This window comes from Rhodococcus sp. 06-1474-1B (assembly GCF_002258885.1).
GTDB classification, from domain to species: domain Bacteria; phylum Actinomycetota; class Actinomycetes; order Mycobacteriales; family Mycobacteriaceae; genus Rhodococcoides; species Rhodococcoides fascians.
In genome coordinates, this window is record NZ_NOYR01000034.1 from 57699 (window position 1) to 77952 (window position 20254).

Annotated in this window: 18 protein-coding genes and 1 pseudogene; 11 read left to right on the forward strand and 8 right to left on the reverse strand. The window is 63.5% G+C overall.

Going from position 1 to position 20254, the window contains the following annotated elements; genetic code table 11:
- Position 1: 1 nt before the first annotated feature.
- Genes CH266_RS22030 through CH266_RS22045 form a run of 4 tightly spaced genes read right to left on the reverse strand, consistent with a single transcriptional unit; the run spans position 2 to position 5389 of the window.
- On the reverse strand, positions 2-805 hold the full coding sequence (locus tag CH266_RS22030; RefSeq protein ID WP_057474576.1) for a hypothetical protein: 804 nt from the start codon (positions 803-805) through the stop codon (positions 2-4).
- Positions 802-3135 carry a phosphoribosyltransferase gene (locus CH266_RS22035; protein ID WP_094716199.1) on the reverse strand — a complete coding sequence of 778 codons (2334 nt, stop codon included), beginning with the start codon at positions 3133-3135 and terminating at the stop codon, positions 802-804. The genes CH266_RS22030 and CH266_RS22035 overlap by 4 nt, the downstream gene beginning before the upstream one ends.
- Positions 3132-4280 carry an HpcH/HpaI aldolase/citrate lyase family protein gene (locus tag CH266_RS22040; protein ID WP_032367983.1) on the reverse strand — a complete coding sequence of 383 codons (1149 nt, stop codon included), beginning with the start codon at positions 4278-4280 and terminating at the stop codon, positions 3132-3134. The genes CH266_RS22035 and CH266_RS22040 overlap by 4 nt, the downstream gene beginning before the upstream one ends.
- A gap of 29 nt (positions 4281-4309) precedes the next feature.
- Positions 4310-5389: a hypothetical protein gene (locus CH266_RS22045; RefSeq protein WP_032382655.1), complete on the reverse strand. Its 1080-nt coding sequence runs from the start codon at positions 5387-5389 to the stop codon at positions 4310-4312.
- 220 nt (positions 5390-5609) lie between these two features.
- On the opposite strand from CH266_RS22045, the gene CH266_RS22050 reads away from it, so the two are divergent.
- Entirely contained in the window at positions 5610-6185 is a 576-nt protein-coding gene (locus CH266_RS22050; RefSeq protein WP_027495074.1) for a TerD family protein, read from the forward strand.
- A gap of 125 nt (positions 6186-6310) precedes the next feature.
- A complete protein-coding gene (locus CH266_RS22055; RefSeq protein ID WP_032373439.1) occupies positions 6311-7408 on the forward strand; it encodes a DUF475 domain-containing protein in 1098 nt (365 codons plus the stop codon).
- 32 nt (positions 7409-7440) lie between these two features.
- Here the strand turns inward: CH266_RS22055 and CH266_RS22060 are convergent, their stop codons facing one another.
- The 3 genes from CH266_RS22060 to CH266_RS22070 all read right to left on the reverse strand — a co-directional run bounded on the left by CH266_RS22060 (position 7441) and on the right by CH266_RS22070 (position 10091).
- Positions 7441-7785: a response regulator transcription factor gene (locus tag CH266_RS22060; RefSeq protein WP_032382644.1), complete on the reverse strand. Its 345-nt coding sequence runs from the start codon at positions 7783-7785 to the stop codon at positions 7441-7443.
- 151 nt (positions 7786-7936) lie between these two features.
- A complete protein-coding gene (locus CH266_RS22065) occupies positions 7937-8635 on the reverse strand; it encodes a response regulator transcription factor (protein ID WP_094716198.1) in 699 nt (232 codons plus the stop codon).
- A 52-nt stretch (positions 8636-8687) separates the two neighbouring features.
- Complete coding sequence (locus CH266_RS22070; protein ID WP_032382643.1) at positions 8688-10091, reverse strand: glycosyltransferase family 87 protein; 1404 nt, start codon at positions 10089-10091, stop codon at positions 8688-8690.
- A 161-nt stretch (positions 10092-10252) separates the two neighbouring features.
- Here CH266_RS22070 and rpsF point away from each other — a divergent pair, with 161 nt between their 5' ends.
- The 9 genes and pseudogenes from rpsF to CH266_RS22115 all read left to right on the forward strand — a co-directional run bounded on the left by rpsF (position 10253) and on the right by CH266_RS22115 (position 18022).
- Positions 10253-10540 (forward strand): 30S ribosomal protein S6, encoded by a 288-nt coding sequence (gene rpsF, locus CH266_RS22075; protein ID WP_008711385.1) that lies wholly within the window; start codon positions 10253-10255, stop codon positions 10538-10540.
- A gap of 57 nt (positions 10541-10597) precedes the next feature.
- Positions 10598-11143: a single-stranded DNA-binding protein gene (locus CH266_RS22080; protein WP_027495079.1), complete on the forward strand. Its 546-nt coding sequence runs from the start codon at positions 10598-10600 to the stop codon at positions 11141-11143.
- 42 nt (positions 11144-11185) lie between these two features.
- Positions 11186-11428: a 30S ribosomal protein S18 gene (gene rpsR / locus CH266_RS22085; RefSeq protein WP_027495080.1), complete on the forward strand. Its 243-nt coding sequence runs from the start codon at positions 11186-11188 to the stop codon at positions 11426-11428.
- A 15-nt stretch (positions 11429-11443) separates the two neighbouring features.
- Positions 11444-11899 carry a 50S ribosomal protein L9 gene (gene rplI / locus CH266_RS22090; RefSeq protein WP_027495081.1) on the forward strand — a complete coding sequence of 152 codons (456 nt, stop codon included), beginning with the start codon at positions 11444-11446 and terminating at the stop codon, positions 11897-11899.
- Positions 11900-12127: 228 nt separating this feature from the next.
- On the forward strand, positions 12128-14407 hold the full coding sequence (locus tag CH266_RS22095; protein WP_032382642.1) for a SulP family inorganic anion transporter: 2280 nt from the start codon (positions 12128-12130) through the stop codon (positions 14405-14407).
- Between the two features lie 523 nt (positions 14408-14930).
- Entirely contained in the window at positions 14931-16325 is a 1395-nt protein-coding gene (gene dnaB / locus CH266_RS22100) for a replicative DNA helicase (protein ID WP_027495083.1), read from the forward strand.
- Positions 16326-16406: 81 nt separating this feature from the next.
- Positions 16407-17177 carry a DUF3800 domain-containing protein gene (locus tag CH266_RS22105; protein ID WP_052066687.1) on the forward strand — a complete coding sequence of 257 codons (771 nt, stop codon included), beginning with the start codon at positions 16407-16409 and terminating at the stop codon, positions 17175-17177.
- A gap of 186 nt (positions 17178-17363) precedes the next feature.
- A pseudogene (locus CH266_RS22110) lies at positions 17364-17675 on the forward strand (DnaB-like helicase C-terminal domain-containing protein); the annotation flags it as partial.
- Positions 17676-17764: 89 nt separating this feature from the next.
- The gene (locus CH266_RS22115) at positions 17765-18022 is read left to right on the forward strand and encodes a DUF3297 family protein (protein WP_094716203.1); all 258 of its coding nucleotides are present in this window, start codon (positions 17765-17767) and stop codon (positions 18020-18022) included.
- 46 nt (positions 18023-18068) lie between these two features.
- Here the strand turns inward: CH266_RS22115 and CH266_RS22120 are convergent, their stop codons facing one another.
- A complete protein-coding gene (locus tag CH266_RS22120) occupies positions 18069-20249 on the reverse strand; it encodes a heavy metal translocating P-type ATPase (protein WP_094716204.1) in 2181 nt (726 codons plus the stop codon).
- Between the last annotated feature and the right edge of the window lie 5 nt (positions 20250-20254).

The following is a 20254-nucleotide window of genomic DNA, read 5'->3' on the forward strand; positions in this document are numbered from 1 at the left end:
GTTAGACGCGGTGCGCAGTGGTTCGGTTCCGCAGCCACTCGAGAATTTCCTCGCTGGCCCGTACGCCGGAGGAATCGGTGACGGTCAACCCGGGGCGGGTGAACCCCAGCAGTTCGAGCTCGCCGTGCCGCGGCCTAACTGCCTCGTCGGCGGCCATGAGCATCTCGGCGTCGAGTGCGCCGTCACCGGCAGCGAACACGCCGGCCTCGGCATCCAGGGAACCGTCCTGAACCAGCCTGGCACGGACCTCGGCCACGGCGGAGCTCTTGCACACCGCGTTGGGCATCGTGTAGATCTTGCGACCCTGCTGGGAGACGTTCCAGTCGCGTGCCGCGCACCACTGCGACCAGTCCGAGACGAAGTCCGGCGGGACGGCGGTGACGTCGACGACGAGGTAGCAGAACAGGCCGTCGGCCTCGCGGTATTTGAGCACCCAGTCTTCGGAGACCCTCGATCTCAACTCTGCGCCGATGCCGGCCAGGTCCAGATCGAAGCCCTTGCGCCAGGCCGTATCCGGCTCACCGTCGACGAGAATGTTGCCACCGTTGCTGGTGATGGCGTACCGCCACGGGGCACCCGGCAAGTCGATGCGCTGGAACTGTTCGATGGTCCGCGTCGTCGTCGGAACCACGGGGACGCTCTCGCTCAACCCGCGGAGCAGCGACATCGACCGAGTGCTCATGTACGACAACGGTTTGCCCTCGTACACCTCCACGCACTCGAACGTCTCGTCCAGGGGCACACCGAGCGCGCCTTCGGAGAAGATCATCGTGCGATCGAGGTCGACGGCGACGAGGGCGCTCACGAGGCATCCTCGGTGGAGACGTTCTTGATCAGACCCATGCACGAGTAGGCGAGGTCGGGTACCACGTCGACCGGTACTCCCCTGGCTTCGGCGAGCATCCGAATATGTTGGTGCTCCGGAGCATTCGCGTCGCGCACCAACACGCGCCACGGTACTCGGCGTAGCAGCACCCGCGTGGTCTCGCCGACACCGGGCTTGACGAAGTTGACGTGCGAGATGCCGTACTCCTGGCGGACCTTCTCCACCGATGCCCATCCCGACCAGGTGGGAGTCCTGTCGGACGCGAGCACCGACGACACCGTCTCCGCGACCTCGTCACGCACGTCGTCGAATCGAGCCGTCACCGCGTCGAGTAGATGCCGCGACACGTCGTCGGGTGCGAGATCCGCATAGTACTTCGCGCCGTGGAAGTCTCCGGGACGAATCAGGCTGTCGTTGAGCACTGTTCGCGAAACGAGGCCCGAGACGGTCGAATTCAGGCAGGCCGAGGCGATGAGGAAGTCGTCTCGGGTCCCGTAGGTGCGAGCGCAGTGTCCGGGATCGGCGAGCACGGCCAGATCGTCGTCGAAGTCCGCCCCAGGGAAGTCGCTTAGTGCCGCTGTGAGTTCGCGTGCAATGGCACCTTTGCCGGTCCAGCCGTCCACGAACACCACCGAGCGTGAATCGTGGTGCTCGGCGAGGTAGCGCAGAGCGACGCTGTCGATACCCCGATCACGCACGATCGAGACGGCGTAATGCGGTATCTCGATGCCGTGGGCGGCGAAAGCCCAGCGCCGCATCAGAATTCCCACCGGAGTACCGGCCCGCGCCAGTGATGCGAGCACGATGTCGTGTCCGCGCTCGGCGAGCACCACCTCGGTGACGGTTCCGACGGCGACCGCGAGCCGCGCCGCACTCTCGTGCAGTACCTTCTCGAACAGTTCGCGATACGCGAGATCGGGTTGGAATTCGACCGGCAGCGATTCGGCATAGTGCGCCGTGCCGGCCTGAATCGCCCTCTCGCGCTCCGCCGTTGCCGCTTCCAGCGAGATCCCCGACAGGTCTTTGAGTAGCCAGGTCACCTCGTCCGGCGCGTACGAGCCGAACTCGGGCCCACGCAGCGGACGGGCACGTCTGGCGATCTCGAGCGCCTGCGGATCGGCACCGGTGACGACCACGACCAGCACGTCGGTGCCCGCCGCCGCGAGTGTCCCCGCCGCGGCGGTGAGTGCGTCGGTATCTGCGGGGGCATCGGCGACGAACACCAGGGTCGAGTCGGCCGGCGCGTCGGCGTTGTAGAGGTAGCGCAGAGAGGATTCGTCCTCGGGTGCTGCGAATTCGAAGCCCCGGCGCAGTGGGTAGCCCGCCACGTCGAGTACGTAGGCGGGCGAGCGGGTGGTCGTCTGGAACAGTGCGCTGTGTCCGCGTCGTTGCAGCGCTGCCGCCAGGCGTAACGGCAGGTACATCAGCTCCTCGTGGCCGACGACCACGACGGCACCCGAGTCGGGGAGCGACGCGTCGACGGTGGCCGCGACTGCTTCGATCGCGTCGTCGAACCCGGCTGCATCAGACCTGAGGAAGCCGTGGCGGCCGCCGTCGGGTAGAGCTGCGGGCCAGTGCGCGTCGATGCGGTGTACCGAACCAGGTTGTACAGCAATCGGATTGAACGTCGGATCGGGAAGGTCCAGTACCGTCTCCACGAGCCCGGGTGCCAGCTCGACCGATCCCTGAGCGAGGCTGACGTTGTCGATCACGACGCCCAGTTCGGCGGCCGTTGCTGCGGTCGCGTCGAGATGCTCGGCGGTACGCATGTCCACCAGGGATGCGATGACGTAGTGGGAACGCGCAGCCGTGGAATGGATCTGGCGGAGCGCATCGAGTGCGGTGGCTCCGGTCGAGATCTCGTCGTCGACGAGAACGAGGGGTAGTTCGCCGCCGAGCAGGTCCGCCGAGGTCGGCATCAGCAGATGGTCGGTGGCGTGCGAGTGCCCTTCCTCGAACTCTCCGTGCACCGTCATGCCCGGGACCGTGCGGCGGGTCGAGTGCACATAGCAGCGCGCATCGAGGGCGGTTGCCACCGTGTGACCCAATCCCGTTGCCGTCTCGGCGAATCCAAGAACATCGACGTCGGAGCCGCCGACCGCCGCAGCGACCAGGCCGGCCAATTCATCGCCGGCACCGATGACGACGTCCGGATCCACGGGTATGTGTTTGCCGAGCACAGTGGACACCAACAGATGTGCCCGTCGGGGATTGCGGCGTAGGCCGGGACGCACCAGTTGTCGTGCCGTCCACGACGACGAGGAGCCGGTGTCGGTCAGGGCGATGCCGTCGGCCGGGTTGTCGGTCATCGCTGAGCCAGCGCCGTCAGTAGGTCCACGAACGTGATCCCTTCGTTGGTGACCCCGAATGCCCGGGCGCGAACCATCGTCTGTTTCGCCCAATTGCGATGTGGTCCCAGCTCGTTCATCTTGTTCCGGTAGCCGGAGGCCTGCGCGCCGCCCTGATCGGAGGCCAGAATGTCGAGGGCGTCGTGGTATTCCTCGTGCGTCACTGCGGACAATGCGTGCACGGCAGGAACGTGGGATGGATGGATGACCGTCTTGCCCTGGATACCGTTGGCGCGGTCGAGGGCGACCTCGCGCAGCAGTGCGTCCAAGTCGCTGCTGACCAGTTGCTGCCGGAAGCGCACGGCCTCCTGGTCGACGAACGGCGTCTGGCGCAGCAGTGGCCGGAACATGCGTTCGTGGTCTGCGAAGTACTCCCACACCGGCCCGGTGATGACGAATCCCGATCCGTCGTTGCGGCCCAGGTGATTGACGATCGCGCTGATGACGTCGGCTACGACGCGGACGTCGTAGATCGTCAGGTCACGGTCGCGGCGAATGCCGAAGGTGCCGCACATGTCGGTGGCTCCGATGCGGACGGCCAGCACGATGTCTCGGTATTTTCCCAGTAGTTCTCGGATGGCAACGAGTTCGGTGTCGCGTGTTTCGCGGTGGACCACCTCGGCCGACTCGAGAACCGGCATCGCCAACAAGCGGGTGTCGTGCGCGGTGGATGCGGCAAGAATCTCGTCGAGGTACTCGGCTCCGGTTGCCGAGGTGAACTTCGGTACGACGAAACCGGCAAGTCCAGCGGCCCCAGGAGCGAGACCGGCGCAGACCGTCCGAATCTGTTGGGCCGTGCGGGCTCGGACGAACACCAGTGCATTCGAACCCGAGAGTTCGTTCAGAGTTCGGATGGTGTTCTCCACCGCGTACTGCAGATCATGATCTGCGACTGCATCTTCGAGATCGATCACGATCGATCGAACGCCCTCGTCGGTGCGCTTGTGCACCGTCGCGGTCAGGTCCGCACGGGTCGCGGGGATGTACAGCGTTGCACCGAGTGCTGTTGCTACGACGTTGTTTCCGTCGCTGACCGCGATGTCCTCCGGCTGCAGGAAGAACATGCGTTCGCGGGTGTCGGCGTCGAGATGGCGAAAGTGTTGCACCATGATCCTTCGTGTGAATGCGGTCGGTGCTAGCTGCGCATGCGTTCGATCACGCCTGCGATGAAGTCCGAAATGGTAGCCAGATCCTGCAGATATGACCAGTAGTCGGGATGGGTACCCGTCAGTGCGTTGCTCGCCCTGTCGATCCGGGCGAGCTGAGCATCCAGCACCGAGCCCCATTCGGCAACCAGACCGCGATTGATCGCGAGTTGTTGAGCGTCACGAAGTTTGAACCGGACCTTGTTCTCGGTCTCGCTCGGATCGGCTTTGACTGCGCGCAGCAGGCGAACACGATCGGTGACGGCATCGACCAGGTGCTCGGCATCGGTCAGGTGCGACCGGGCCTGGGCGACGAGATCCAAGGCCTGCTCGGGGTTGCCCGTGTCGAGCGCCGAACGGGCCGCTCGCAGATCCTCGTCGGCCTGTTCGATGTGGCGCACACTCGATCGTTCGTTGTGCGACAGATCTGCCGAACTCTTGGCATTGAATTCGCGAAGCAAACTCGAGAAGGCCGGCGCGATCCCCTCGGATCTCGTTCGTACGGCTTCGATTCGGGTCCGCACCGAGACCAGTGCGGTCCGGGCCTCCTGCTGGCGTCCGGGAGCCGAGCGAACCGCCTCGCGCAACGCAGTGGATCTGTCCCGGACGACGGTGGCCTGCTCTCGCGCACGCAGCGGATCCCGTCGAACATCGTTCAATTGTGTTGTGGCGGCATCCAGTTCGTTCCAGGCCTGCCGCAGTGATGGATAGGTGGCGTACTGCTCGTCGACGGTGGACCGCGCAGCGTCCGCCTCGGCCAGTGCGTCCTGCACCAGGCGCGGGGTGGCCGCGAACTGTGCCGAGGCGTGCTCGAGAGTGCTGCGATGAGCCTCGTAGAAACGATCGACGGCGACACTGGCGTCGTGGAGCAGTCGCGTCGCGTTGTCGAATGCCGACCTCGCGGCGGCAGTGGTGATTCCGTCGAACTGTTCGACGGCAGCGAGATACGCCGCTCCCGCGTCGAAACACAGCTTCTCGGTATCGAACCATCGGCGGGCGAGTCCGTCCTCCGGACGCAGCGCGGTGGATGCCTCGACGCCGGCGGATGCGATGGACTGTCGCTTGTCCATGTCGAGAAAGGCGGCGACAGCGGCGTCCTGGGAACGACGCGCGGCGGCGTCCGATTCGGAACCTCGGCGAAACACCCCAGGCCAGCGACTTGTCACCTGTTCGATACTACCGACGGGAACCTCCGCATCACCGCGCTCGTTGGTCGAGTACGTCCAGAAACCGGACATTCCCACTACGGTTGTACCCGTAACGGGAAACCAATTGCGAAAGGACCTCTCAATGGGCGTCAGCCTCAGCAAGGGTGGCAATGTCTCGCTCACCAAGGCAGCACCGAACCTGACCGCGGTCGTGGTCGGCCTCGGTTGGGACATCCGCACGACGACGGGCACCGACTTCGACCTCGATGCCAGCGCCATCGCATTGAACTCGACGAAGAAGGCCCTGAGCGACGGGCACTTCGTGTTCTTCAACAACTTGAAGTCTCCCGACGGCTCCATCGAGCACACCGGGGACAACACGACCGGTGAAGGCGACGGAGACGACGAGCAGATCAAGGTCGATCTCGCCGCTGTGCCGCCGGAGATCGAGACCATCACGTTCCCCGTGTCGATCTACGATGCGGACGCTCGCTCGCAGTCGTTCGGTCAGGTGCGCAACGCGTTCATTCGCGTCATCAACCAGGCCGACAACTCCGAGCTCGCTCGCTACGACCTCAGCGAGGATGCCTCGACCGAGACCGCGATGGTCTTCGGCGAGCTGTACCGCAACGGCGCGGAGTGGAAGTTCCGCGCAGTCGGCCAGGGCTACGCGTCCGGACTCGCAGGCATCGCCCGGGACTTCGGAGTAAACGTCTAGTAAAGGCACTCCCAAGATTGGGGATACCCCCGCCTCGTCATTCATGATGGGCGGGGGTTTTTCCGTTTCGTCCCCCAACTTGGTCGCGCCTGCGGGCTCTGCTCCTAGCCAGAAAGGCCACTGACGTGGTTATGAGAATCTTCGGCTGGTCGATTGCGGTCACCATCGTGTCCGTCATCGTGGCCTTCTTATACGGCGGACTCGAGGCGATGATTCTCGTCCTCATCCTCGGCGTGCTCGAAGTGTCCCTGTCCTTCGACAACGCCGTCATCAACGCCACCGTGTTGCGACGGATGAGTGAGTTCTGGCAGAAGATCTTCCTCACCATCGGCATCGTCATCGCCGTGTTCGGCATGCGGTTGCTGTTCCCGCTGGTCATCGTCTGGGCCGCGTCGGGCCTCGGTCCGGTCGCCGCCATCGACCTGGCACTCAACCCGCCCGCCGACGGTGCCGCGACCTTCCCGGACGGTTCGCCCAGTTACGAAACGCTCCTCACCGACGCACATCCACAGATCGCAGCCTTCGGCGGCATGTTCCTGCTGATGCTCTTCCTCGGCTTCATCTTCGAGGATCGCGAGATCACGTGGCTGAGCTGGCTGGAGAAGCCTCTCGCCCGGATCGGTCGCCTCGATCAGCTGTCCGTTGTCGTCGCGGGCCTGCTGCTCGTGCTCAGCGCCGAATTCCTCGCCGACGACGACAAGATTTCCACCGTCATGGTCTCCGGTGTGCTCGGCATGATCACGTACATTGCCGTCAACGGTCTCGGCGAACTGTTCCACATCGAGGAAGAGGGCGAAGAGTCCTCCGGCGGCCCGAGCGAACTGGCGAAGGCGACCGGCAAGGCCGGTTTCTTCCTGTTCCTCTACCTCGAGGTCCTCGACGCGTCGTTCTCGTTCGACGGTGTCATCGGAGCCTTCGCCATCACCGCGGACCCGATCATCATCGCGCTCGGCCTCGGCTTCATCGGTGCCATGTTCGTTCGCTCGATCACGGTGTTCCTCGTTCGCAAGGGAACGTTGTCGGACTACGTCTACCTCGAGCACGGCGCGCACTGGGCCATCGGTGCCTTGGCCCTCATCCTGCTCGTGTCGATCGGCGTTCACATCAACGAACTGATCACCGGCTTCGTCGGAATCCTCTTCATCGGTGCCGCACTGATCAGCAGCATCCGACGCAACAAGCGTCTCGAGAGCGAAGGCGTGGACACCGAAGTCCACGTCTGACCTACGCTCTCGAACCGCAACAGCTCGAAGACTTACAGCTCCGAGATGTCGACGAGTCCGTCCTGCAGGGCCCGGGCCACCAGGGCGGCCTTGGTCGGGGCGGACCGTCCGACAGAGGTGTATTTCGCGCGGATGCGCGTCAAGTGGGTGTTGACGGTTCCCAGTGACAGGAACAGTGCCTTGGCGACCTCGGTCTTGGAGTCGAGGCGAATCCAGCAGAGCAGTACCTCGATCTCACGGTCGGTCAGGCCGGGCCGCGTGGGGAACGTGTCCAGCTGCTCAGTGGGCGGCACCAGGCTGATCAGACCGCGAGCGAGCGGTGCGGCAGAGATGGAGTCGCTGTGTTCCGAGGGCATGGGATCGAGCAGTGCGGACATCAGTTCTCCCGAGGGCCGAGGCAGGTTGAGACGGTCTAAACCTGAGCCAACTCATTCTCACAGGTCGATCACAGACTCGCTGCCCTGATTTCTATGGGCATTTGAACCGTCAACTCTGACGATGCGTCATGAGTCGCGCTCCAACCGGTCATCAGTCCTGCGAGGGGAGCTCGGGCATCGGGAGCCACCCGTCTTCGACCGCGCGTTTGTACAGATCGGTTTTGGTCGGTGTCGGACGCCCGGCCTCGGCGTATTTGTTGCGGATACGCACGAGATAGTCGTTCACGGTCTGTTCCGACAGTCCGGCCAGGCGGGCGACGCGTCCTGCCTTCTCGCCCGACGCGTAGAGGGCAAGTACCTCGCGTTGACGTGGGCTCAGACCGACGTCGGGCAGTTGTGGATCGCCGTCGATCGCCGCGGCCCAGTCCGTGGTGACCACCTGCCCGCCGCTCGCGGCTCGCCGGATCGCGGACACGATGGCCGATGCGGGCGCGGACTTGCGCACCACGCCGAGCACTCCCGCGCGTGCAGCGGACCGAACCAGGAATGCGTTCTCGGCACCGGTGTACACCAGCACTCGTGATCCCGCGGCGTGTAGCTGTTCCACGTTCGAGCGCGGAGAAGATCCGTCGCCGAGGCGCAGATCGAGTACCACCAGGTCGAGCTGCTCTCGGTGGGCGAGCAATTCGTCCACGGTGGAGGCCATGATCACGAGATCGAGATCGGGTTCGTCCGCCAGCATGGCCTTGAGGCCGAGCGCGACGGATTCGTGGTCCTCGATCAAACCGATCCGACGTACCGCGGCAGTGCCGTCCTCGGTACTTCCCTGAGATTGCGACACCTGTGCCATGTTCCCGCCCCGCTCTGCGCGCTATTTCCCCAGCGCCCTGTTTCCCGAAGCGCTAGTGCCTCGGTGATGCCGTCACAGATGTCGTCGACGAACGAGGCGACGTTACCGACTCCGAGTCGGTTTCGCCCGGTTGGGCAAACCGCAGGCGAGCGCGGGCGAACATCACGAACAGCACCACCAGCAGCAGCGCTCGCCCCCACACTCCGACGAGTACGAAGAATTCCTCGTCGTTGGCGTCGACGCCGGAGGCCAGCGCAGCGAAGTACTTGAACACGCCGATTCCCATCGACAGATCGACCACCAAGTAAGCGACGACGATTCCCCAGGGGACCCGAAGCAACACGAGGAAGGGAAGCAGCCACAGCGTGTACTGAGGCGAGTGCACCTTGTGCAGCAGCATGAAGCCGCACAGCATCGACCCGCTCACGGCGACCCAGGGATAGGTGCCGATCACGTTCGCGCGCCGGAAGCCGAGCCACAGCGCGATCGCGAACGCGACGAACACCAGGAGCGGCGAGGCCACGTCGACGACTTTCTGGAACGACGCTTCGGCGTCGTTGTACGCGTCGGGCGTCATGCGGTCGTTGACGTAGAGGTGACGCAGCCCCCAGTACCAGATGGAGTTGGTCGTCAGGTCCGCCTGGCGCAGCGACTGGAAGGTGAAGGACGCGCGCCAGCCCTCGTAACCGATGACGGCGAACGGCAGGTTGACCGCGACCACGGTGGCGATCGCGGCTCCGGCGACCTGCAGGCCGCCGCGTATGTCGTAGCGGCCACGGACGGTCTCCGGTTTTTCTCGACCGTTCGTTCCGCCGGTGACGACATAGGCAATGAGCGGGAGCACGAACGCGCCCGGATAGATCTTGAGGCAGAAGCCGATCGCCAGCAGTACCGAAGCCGCAATTGCCTTGCGCCGCAATGCAATCGGCAATGTCATGACGAAGATCGCACCTACCGCAGAGGCGACGACCGGTAGCTCCCAGTTGTGGAAGGCATACATCACCAGGGGTGGGGAGATGGACCACAGCAGCGCCGGCCAGCCGGCCATCCGCCCGAGCATCCAAGCGGTGAGAAGCCCGAACGGCGCAAGGATCAGTGCCGAGGTCAACAGGAACTGCGCGTCGGTGTGGGCCGGGATCGCGCCGAGCCACATCAGCAGACCGCTCAGAACCGGATACTCGACCGTCCCTCCGGTGAGGATTCCGTCGCTCGTGATGGCCCCGTGGATGTAGGGAAATATGTGATTGTCGATATCGCGACCGAGCCACAGGAACTGGATGTCGGAGTAGCAGACGGACGAGTCCTTGATGACGTCGAACACCGTGCTGCGTCCGGACTCGTCGAACGGTGCGACGGCGCAGCGGGCCTTGTTCAGATATCCCAGAATCAACCCGATTGCTGCCATCGCGACGACCACGACAACCGTCGTCGGACTGGCGCGGACCCCGGATCGCATGGTGCAAGAGTATGACGAGCGAATGCCCGACTGTGCGCCCAGAGGGAATTAGCAGGTCAGGGCCCTCTCGTGTATCTTCGAGGGGTTGCTGACGCAACGACCCTCCTGCCACGGATAGTCCGTGGCCGTTTTCACTAGTCCACAGGAGGTGATGAGGTCTTATGCGTCATTACGAATTGATGGTCATTCTCGACCCCAATCTGGACGAGCGCACTGTCGCTCCGTCGCTCGATACGTTCCTCAACGTCGTTCGCAAGGATGGCGGCACCGTCGACAAGGTCGATGTATGGGGCAAGCGTCGTCTGGCTTACGAGATCCTCAAGCATGCCGAGGGCATCTACGCCGTTGTGAACCTCAACGCCGAGCCTGCCACCGTCAGCGAGCTGGATCGTCAGCTCGGACTCAACGAGTCCGTGTTGCGTACGAAGGTCCTGCGACAGGGCAAGTAATTGTCGGTGTCCGGCCCTAGGCTGGCACTCACAACGCTTACTACTGAAAGAGGAACCATGGCAGGCGAGACCGTCATCACCGTCATCGGAAACTTGACGGCTGATCCAGAACTTCGATTCACCCCCGCCGGTGCGGCAGTTGCCAACTTCACGGTTGCATCCACCCCGCGCACATTCGATCGTCAGACGAACGAATGGAAAGACGGCGACGCGCTCTTCATGCGCTGCAACATCTGGCGCGAGGCAGCGGAGAACGTTGCCGAGAGTCTGACCCGAGGCTCACGAGTGATCGTGAGCGGACGGCTGCGGCAGCGTTCGTACGAGACGCGCGAGGGTGAGAAGCGGACAGTCGTCGAGCTCGAAGTCGACGAGATCGGACCTTCACTTCGCTACGCCACCGCAAAGGTCAACAAGGCCAATCGCGGTGGAGGTGGCGGCGGAGGCGGCTTCAACTCCGGCTCGGGTTCCTCCGGCGGATCGGGCGGCGGCCGCTCGAACTCCTCGTCCAACTCCGGTTCCGGTGGAGACGATCCCTGGGGCAGTGCCCCGGCGGCGTCGGGCTCCTTCGGCGGACGTGGCGGAGACGAAGAGCCACCGTTCTAGATCCTTCGATCGAGAACAACCAGATGTAACGGAGAAAGACCCATGCCCAAACCGCCATTGCGCGACAAGGTGCTCAAGAAGAAGGCGTGTTCCTTCTGCAAGGAAAAGAACACGGCGATCGATTACAAGGACACGACGTTGCTGCGTAAGTACGTCAGCGATCGCGGAAAGATCCGTGCTCGCCGTGTCACCGGCAACTGCGTCCAGCATCAGCGTGACGTGGCCGTTGCCGTGAAGAACTCGCGTGAGGTAGCACTGCTGCCTTACGCCGCGACGGCTCGATAGAAAGGGGCGATTGGTATGAAACTGATCCTCACCGCTGATGTGGACAACCTCGGTGCGCCTGGCGACACCGTAGAGGTCAAGGACGGCTACGGCCGTAACTTCCTGCTGCCCCGCGGATTGGCCATCCAGGCCACCCGTGGAGCTCAGAAGCAGGTCGACGGCATTCGCCGCGCTCAGGAAGCTCGGGCCGTTCGCGGCCTCGAGCACGCCAACGAGCTGAAGCAGGCCATCGAGGGCCTCGAGTCCGTCACGCTGTCTGTCAAGACTGCCGGCGACTCGGGCAAGCTGTTCGGCTCGGTCACCGCGTCGGACGTCGCTTCTGCACTCAAGGCTGCCGGTGGACCGGTCGTCGACAAGCGCAGCATCGATCTGCCGAAGGCTCACGTCAAGAGCACGGGCAAGCACGACATCGTCGTGAACCTGCATCCCGACGTGACCGCCAAGTTCAAGCTGGAGGTCGTCGGAAGCTGATTTTCAGCTTTCGGCCCGAAACGGCTGCAAGAAACCCCACGAACTTCGGTTCGTGGGGTTTTTTCGTGCCATCTCACAAAATTCAACTGTCACAACGGTTTCCAAATTGTGAAGGATCTCTCTCGGTGCCACCTTCGGCCGAGGTTTGCGTACCCTTTACTTGGGGGCGACATTCCAAGCCGGAACACGATCGACCGACCTGACGCCTAGACGCCCGGAGGAACTGCCGTGACAACGACAGCAGAGCACGATTCAGAACCCAGTCCGAAGACCCGATCCGAGCCGCCGTCTCGGGTCGGGTCGATAATCAAGTACGACCTACCGGCCTCGCTGGTCGTTTTCCTTGTGGCAGTGCCACTTTCGATCGGTATCGCTGTCGCCTCCGGCGCTCCCATCATGGCCGGCCTCATCGCCGCTGTGGTCGGCGGCATTCTCGCCGGTATTCTCGGCGGATCGCCGTTGCAGGTCAGTGGTCCGGCTGCGGGTCTGACTGTGGTGGTCGCCGAGTTGGTCAATCAATTCGGTTGGGCCACAACATGTGCCATCACGGTGTTGGCCGGCCTCGTCCAGGTTCTTCTGGGCATGAGCCGCATTGCTCGTAGTGCACTTGCCATTTCGCCGGTGGTCGTTCACGCGATGCTCGCCGGCATCGGTATAACCATTGCGCTGCAACAGATTCACGTGCTGCTCGGTGGAGAATCCGAAAGCTCCGCGGTGCAGAACCTCCTCGCCATTCCGCGTTCCGTGGCCGACGGCCAATGGCCGTCCATCGTCGTCGGCGGCATCGTCGTCGTGCTGATGTTCTCGTGGCCGCGACTGGCTGGCGTGTCCAGTGTGATGGCCAAGGTTTCCAAAGTGCCTGCGGCACTGGTTGCAGTGGTCACTGCAACCGCGGTCTCGATCTTTTTCTCGCTCGACGTCGAGCGAATCGAGTTGCCGGGCAACCTCATCGAGTCTCTGAGCTTCCCGATCATGCCCGACGGTCAGTGGGGCGCATTCGCCACCGGTGTCATCACCATCGCGCTGATCGCCAGCGTCGAGAGCCTGCTGTCCGCTGTGGCCGTCGACAAGATGCACAGCGGTGAGCGCACCAACTTCGACCGCGAATTGATGGCGCAGGGTGCGGGCAACATGGCCTCCGGTGCCATCGGTGGCCTGCCGATCACCGGCGTCATCGTGCGTAGCGCGACCAACGTCAAGGTCGGTGCCAAGTCTCGTGCGTCGGCGATTCTGCACGGCGTGTGGATCCTGATCTTCTCGGTGCTGTTCATTTCGATCGTCGAGCTCGTGCCGTTCGCGGCGCTCGCCGGGTTGCTCGTGATGATCGGTGTGCAGCTCATCAAACTGGCCGACATCAAGATCGCCAACAAGACCGGTGACATCGCTGTCTACGCAGTCACGGTGCTGGGTGTCGTGGCGCTCAACCTGCTCGAGGGAGTGCTGATCGGCCTGGCGCTCTCGATCATCCTGGTTCTGCGACGCGTGGTGCTGGCGAAGATTCGGGCCGAGGAAACGGTCGACGGAACCTGGCGGGTGACGATGGAGGGCTCGCTGAGCTTCCTCGCGCTGCCGCGACTGACTCGTGTGTTGGCCACGGTGCCCGCAGGCACGTCTGTCACCGTCCATCTCGGAGTCGACTTCCTCGACCATGCTGTGCACGACGCGTTGAACGAGTGGGTCCGCCAACACGAGGCGACCGGTGGTTCCGTGCGCGTCGAGGAGGTGGGCACGGCGTCGATGGCTGCGGCCACCGAAGGGCCACCGCGGCGCGGATCTGCCACGGTGCGCAGCTCGTTGGCACCGTGGCGGGCGTGGCAGCTCAAGAGCGACGACACGCAGGAGGATTCGCCTGCCGCTCTGCGTCCGGTGTTGAGCGGAGTGGCCGAATACCACCGCACTCATGCCCCCAACATTCGTCCGCACCTGGAAGGACTGACCGAGTCTCAGGACCCGGACACGCTGTTCCTCTGCTGCGTCGACTCACGCGTCATGCCGAACACGATCACCAGCAGCGGCCCCGGTGACCTGTTCACCGTGCGCAACGTCGGCAACATGATCCCCACCCAAGGTCAGGACTGTTCGGTGGAGGCAGCTCTTGCCTTCGGCGTCGACGAAGTGGGTACGTCGTCGGTTGTGGTGTGTGGCCATTCCGGTTGTGGTGCCATGAAGGCCATTCTCGGCGGGGCGGAGAACGCCGCCGACCCGTCGGTGGCCGAGTGGCTCGGGCACGGAAGAGCCAGCCTGGAGGCGTTCCGCAGTGGGCACGCGGTGGGCCGTCAAGCGGCGGAGTTGGGCTTCGGCGAGGCCGACCAGCTCGCGATGGTCAATGTGGCGGTGCAGCTGCAGACGTTGACCCGTCACCGGGTGGTGGGACGCGCGAACGCGGAGGGTCGTCTGCGGATCACCGGTCTCTTCTTCGACATCCCGTCGGCCCGGGTGCTGCAGATCGGTACGAAGGAGATCACTGTTCTCGACCCGGCGCTGTGCCCGCAGAAGGCCGATCTCTGACGGTCTGTTCGAGCGAAGTACGAGGGCCCGATTCCCGACGGGGATCGGGCCCGTCGGCTCGAAAACCAGCATTAAGACTTTTTCGGTGCCAATTTCCAGCCGGTGTGACGTACTTCACCATGGAGTTCACTCGGCATTTACTCAACACGCCCGAGTTGTCAATTCGGCCGACACGCCGCCCCCAGAACGATGCACAGGCAAGAAACTTTATGTACACGCCTTGACGTGCGGGAATGGTTCAAAGTCCAAAAGTTATACCCAGGTTATCCCCAGACGGTCAACACCGTTGTTCAACCTCGTCCACATTTCATCCACAGATCCATCCACAGCCTGTGTTGTGACTCCTGGCGATACCGCTTAACGTCCCTCCAGCGTCTCTCTCGATGCCGTCGAACGGTGCCGGGGCAGCGCGGATCCGGTACCGAACAGGACCTGTCGGTGCCCGGGGGTAGAACTTGCTTGACCGCACGTCCGGGTGTTACCCGGCCGTGCTCGGACTATGGGGAGAGGACGGCCGGTTCGCGTGGCAGTTGTGGACGATCGAGGACAGTCCGACTACTCCGGCTCCTCCTCCAGCGAAGGTCCGGGCGAAGACTTCGGGCGACAGCCGCCACAGGACATGGCCGCCGAACAGTCCGTGTTGGGTGGCATGCTGCTGAGCAAGGATGCCATCGCCGACGTGCTCGAGGTGCTCCGTCCGGGCGACTTCTACCGGCCGGCACACCAGAACGTCTACGACGCCATTCTCGACCTCTACAGCCGCGGTGAGCCTGCCGACCCGGTGACCGTCTCGGCCGAGCTGGATCGCCGCGGCGAGCTCAAGCGCATCGGCGGCCCGCCGTACCTGATCACGCTGACTCAGACGACGCCCACCGCCGCCAACGCCGGGTACTACGCCGAGATCGTGGCGGAGAAGTCCATTCTCCGGCGGCTCGTGCAAGCCGGTACCCGCATCGTGCAGTTCGGTTACGCCGGAGCCGACGGTCAGGACGTCGCCGAGGTCGTCGACCGCGCACAGGCAGAGGTGTACGAGGTCACCGAGCGACGCACCTCCGAGGACTTCCTCCCCCTCGAAGAGCTGCTGCAGCCCACGATGGACGAAATCGACTCCATCGCCAGCCGCGGCGGCATCTCCCTCGGCGTGCCGACGGGATTCGCCGAACTCGACGAGATCACGAACGGCCTTCACCCTGGTCAGATGATTATCGTCGCGGCGAGGCCTGGCGTGGGTAAGTCGACCCTAAGTATGGATTTCATGCGTTCGTGCTCCATCAAGCACGGCATGCCCAGTGTCATCTTCTCTCTGGAGATGAGTCGCACCGAGATCGTCATGCGTCTGCTGTCCGCGGAAGCGAAGATCAAGCTCGGTGACATGCGTTCCGGAAAGATGACCGACGACGACTGGACCAAGCTGGCCCGTCGCATGAGCGAGATCAGCGAAGCACCGCTTTTCGTCGACGATTCGCCCAACCTGACGATGATGGAAATTCGAGCCAAGGCGCGACGCCTGAAGCAGCGCAACGGCCTGAAACTCATTGTGGTGGACTACCTTCAGCTGATGTCGTCCGGCAAGAAGGTCGAGTCGCGTCAGCAGGAGGTCTCGGACTTCTCCCGTCAGCTCAAGCTGTTGGCCAAGGAACTCGAATGCCCGGTGGTCGCGGTCTGCCAGCTCAACCGTGGTCCCGAGCAGCGAACCGACAAAAAGCCGATGGTCTCGGACCTCCGTGAGTCCGGCTCACTGGAGCAGGACGCCGACATGGTGATTCTGCTGCACCGCCCCGACGCCATCGAGCGCGACGACCCCCGCGGCGGCGAGGCCGACCTGATCCTCGGCAAGCACCGTAACGGCCCGACGGCGACAATCACTGTGGCGCACCAGCTGCACCTGTCCCGATTCGTGGACATGGCGCGGGGCTAAGGCGATGTTCTTTTGGGCTGAGCGCGTTCGTACGTGCATTCAGGTCGTTGCTGTTCGTCCGACTGCCATTTGACTGCCTTGATGCAACTTTCGGATCAGTTTGTCGGACCACGCTTGGAGTTCGCATACATCGACGAGTCCGGTGACACCGGCATGGGTACTGGCGGTTCAACGACGTTCACGCTCGGATGTGTCTTAGTTCCAGCCGACGATTGGACGACAAGGCTAGATCGTGTGATCGAAATGCGACGGGCCGTGCGCGATTTGTACCAGATTCCGATGAGGCAGGAAGCGAAGGCGAACCATATTGTCGGGGTGAAAAAGGTCTACCGCGATCTCGGTCTAGGAGATGGGCAAATGCGCGACCTGTACCAGCGGCATTTTAGAACTCTGGTCGCCGTGTCGTCCGGAGTCTTCGCAATCTCGATTCGCAAGGACCTGGTGCAGAAGCGTGACCTCGACGTATTCGATAGATCTTGGACGTATCTATTGGAACGATTGCGTAAGCGTAGTGATTCGAGCGGCGTTCCGATCGTGATCGTCCACGACATCGGTCAGAACGACGAGGTGCGAAAGTTGGTTCGCCGGTTTCGGCGCATTACATGGTCCGCAGTAGGCGACCGAGTCAATGCGCGTCACATCATCGAGGATTCTGTGCCTAGGGATTCGCAGCAGTCCTATTTCATACAGCTCGCGGACCTGGTTGCCTACGCTGCTTCCGTAAAAGCGCTTCCCCGCAACGGACGAACGGCGAAGATCTGCAACGACGAGATGTGGGACCTGCTTGCGCCGATTCATGTCAACAAAGTCTCGCAGCGAGGCGACGGAATTTACTTGTTTCCGCCGAAATGAAGAGGGGCCTCCTCTCGGAGGCCCCTTGACGGCTAACCTACCTCGGCCATGCGGCCGGCTCAGCTAGCAACTTCAGGACACCATGCTGGAGCCAAAATAGTCAAGCGGTGGCGTCACGGAAGTTTCGGAACGAGGGGTGCAGCTCAACCTGCTACGTCAGCGACGTGCAAGGCTTACGGACCGACTTTCTCCCGTCAGCTCAAGCTGTTGGCCAAGGAACTCGAATGCCCGGTGGTCGCGGTCTGCCAGCTCAACCGTGGTCCCGAGCAGCGAACCGACAAAAAGCCGATGGTCTCGGACCTCCGTGAGTCCGGCTCACTGGAGCAGGACGCCGACATGGTGATTCTGCTGCACCGCCCCGACGCCATCGAGCGAGACGACCCCCGCGGCGGTGAGGCCGACCTGATCCTCGGCAAGCACCGTAACGGTCCGACGGCGACAATCACTGTGGCGCACCAGCTGCACCTGTCCAGATTCGTGGACATGGCACGGGGCTAGGGACAGCGGCGCTGGTCCAACGCTGGGTCGCGTATTCTTCATGGGGTTCAGACCCCAGCACCCAACGCAGCACATCGACGAAAGTAATCATGCCCGAGGACCAGAACGCAGACGTTCCACCGAATCATCTCTCGATCGATCCGAGCAGCCGCTTCTACAACGAAGAGGTTCTTCGCCGCGACGTGGGCATTCGCTTCAACGGCGTCGAGAAGACGAGCATTCGCGAATACAACGTGTCCGAGGGTTGGGTGCGTGTCGAGGTCCCGACCGCGAAGGATCGCTACGGAAACCCCATGCTAGTCAAGCTCAAGGGCACGGTCGAACCGTACTTCCGCGACGCAAAATAGCGAAGTAGGTACCGGACACCTCGCCCTGGCGTTCGGTACCTACTGATCAGAGTCGGTATCGGATCAATCGCGAACTGTTGCCGACCACCGCGACCGACGAGGCGTTGTGCAGGATTGCCGCCAGCACTGGGGACAGCGCACCACCGGCGCTGACCGCCAAGCCGAGAGCGTTGACGGCGATGGACATTCCGTAGTTCTGACGGATGACCGATACGGAATGCCGGCCGAGGTCACGTACGTCGAGCAGACGCGACAAGTCGTCGCTCGCCAGTGCCACGTCCGCGGTCTCGACGGCAACATCGGTGCCCGCCAACCCCATCGCGATTCCGATATCGGCGACGGCCAAAGCAGGGGCATCGTTGGTGCCGTCACCGACCATCGCCACGACGTAGCCTGCGTCCTGCAGTTCTCGGACGGCTTCGAGCTTTTCGTCGGGCATCACTTCGGCCCGCCACTCGGTGATACCAAGTTCCGCGGCGACCGCCGCCGCTGTCTTCGGGTGGTCGCCGGTGAGCATGATGATGCGCTCGACACCGTCGGCTCGAAGCGCGTTCAGAACGGCGGATGCGTTGGTACGGACTTCGTCGCGGAGACTGATCAAGCCGACGAGTACGCCGTCGACGGCCAACAGCAGCGGAGTCTCGGCCTCGTCCTGCAGCCGCGAAACCCATTGCTGCGCATCCTCGGACACCGCGACGTTCTCGCTGCGCAGCAGGGATGGACTGCCCAGGAGCAGCGTCCGTCCGTCTGCGACCGTCCGCATGCCGAGTCCGACGATCACCTCGCACTCCTCGTGCGGCGGGATGACGATGTGTCGTTCCTCGGTACTCCGAATGACAGCCTCTGCCAGAGGATGTCGCGAGTGGATCTCGGAGCTCGCCGCGTAGGCCAGCACCTGCTCCGGTTCCCAATCGTCCTGGAACGACACGACATTGGTCACTACGGGGCGTCCCACCGTGAGGGTTCCGGTCTTGTCGAACACGAAGGCGTCGACCCTGCCGGCCTGTTCGAGGTGCGATCCGCCCTTGATGAGAATGCCTCTGCGAGCACCGTTTCCGATGGCTGCGCTGATGGCGGTCGGCGTGGACAACCCCACCGCGCACGGGCACGCCACGAGCAGCATCGTCATGGCACGTCGTACATCGCGGGTGACGACGAGGGTCAGCGCCGACAGGATGAAGGACGCAGGGACGAAGCGTCGTGAAAAGTTCTCCCCAACAGTCTGAATCGGTGCACGATCTTCCTGCGCCTCCTCGACGCGAGAAATGATGCGGCCGATCGTAGTGTCGCGACCGACGGCGGATGCGCGCACGACGAGGCGGCCACGGACGACGACGGATCCCGCATGAATACGGTCTCCGGCGACGATCGATACCGGCAAGGTCTCGCCGGTGATCGCGGACTGATCCACCACTGCGTCACCGTCGACCACGGTGCCGTCGACGGGAACGCCCACGTGGTCGTGGACGACGACCTCGTCGCCGATCTCGAGTCGATCGACGTCGACGGAGATCTCGGAGCCGTCGGGCAGCCTGATCCAGGCGGTGTCCTGTGTGCCGGTCAGCAGATCGGAGATCGCGCGTCGAGTTCGCTTGAGGGTCAATTCCTGCAGGTACTCGCCGATGTTCAGGAGCCACAGCACGGTGAGGGCGACGACGTTCTCGCGCAGCACGAGGCTGGCCACGGTTGCGGCGCTGACGAGTGCGTCGGTTCCTGCGGTCCTGTTGCCGGCCAGCGAGCGCACGGCTCCCTTGAGGAACGGGTAGCCGGTGAAGATCGTTGCGCCGGTGGCAACGAGACGGCTGGTGGGGCCGAGGATGGGCGGCCGACGGAACGCGTAGCGGCGAAGACCGAGAAGGACCAGTGCCGCGCCGCCGATGGTCATCCGCAGCACGTCGCCGCTGGTGACGTCAGCTGAGCGCGGACTACGGACCGGTACCAGGGCCCAATTCGTCGAGCGCCCCGCATTCACCGCGTCGAAGAGTTCGGCCCTGTCGATTCGTGTGCGGGAGTACCAGATGACGACCGACGCCGTCCGCGGGTACGCATGAACGGCGCGCACTCCGCGGATCTTGTCCACGTGGTCCTCGACCGCAACGGCACGGCCCGGGCTCGAGCGGAGCCAGTCGACGCGCAGTCGCATGCGTCCGGCAGCGTCGGAGAGGATTTCGATGCCGTCAGCGTGGGTCGCGTCGATGTCGAGGGGGCGTTGGGCGAGGGTCGTCATAATCG

Coding starts and splice junctions, on each gene's coding strand:
- CH266_RS22070 (WP_032382643.1), bottom strand. CDS start 10,091: ATGCGATCCGGGGTCCGCGCCAGTCCGACGACGGTTGTCGTGGTCGTC.
- CH266_RS22060 (WP_032382644.1), bottom strand. CDS start 7,785: ATGTCCGCACTGCTCGATCCCATGCCCTCGGAACACAGCGACTCCATC.
- rpsR (WP_027495080.1), top strand. CDS start 11,186: ATGCCCAAACCGCCATTGCGCGACAAGGTGCTCAAGAAGAAGGCGTGT.
- CH266_RS22045 (WP_032382655.1), bottom strand. CDS start 5,389: ATGGACAAGCGACAGTCCATCGCATCCGCCGGCGTCGAGGCATCCACC.
- CH266_RS22050 (WP_027495074.1), top strand. CDS start 5,610: ATGGGCGTCAGCCTCAGCAAGGGTGGCAATGTCTCGCTCACCAAGGCA.
- CH266_RS22120 (WP_094716204.1), bottom strand. CDS start 20,249: ATGACGACCCTCGCCCAACGCCCCCTCGACATCGACGCGACCCACGCT.
- CH266_RS22035 (WP_094716199.1), bottom strand. CDS start 3,135: ATGACCGACAACCCGGCCGACGGCATCGCCCTGACCGACACCGGCTCC.
- CH266_RS22115 (WP_094716203.1), top strand. CDS start 17,765: ATGCCCGAGGACCAGAACGCAGACGTTCCACCGAATCATCTCTCGATC.
- rpsF (WP_008711385.1), top strand. CDS start 10,253: ATGCGTCATTACGAATTGATGGTCATTCTCGACCCCAATCTGGACGAG.
- CH266_RS22065 (WP_094716198.1), bottom strand. CDS start 8,635: ATGGCACAGGTGTCGCAATCTCAGGGAAGTACCGAGGACGGCACTGCC.
- CH266_RS22080 (WP_027495079.1), top strand. CDS start 10,598: ATGGCAGGCGAGACCGTCATCACCGTCATCGGAAACTTGACGGCTGAT.
- CH266_RS22105 (WP_052066687.1), top strand. CDS start 16,407: ATGCAACTTTCGGATCAGTTTGTCGGACCACGCTTGGAGTTCGCATAC.
- rplI (WP_027495081.1), top strand. CDS start 11,444: ATGAAACTGATCCTCACCGCTGATGTGGACAACCTCGGTGCGCCTGGC.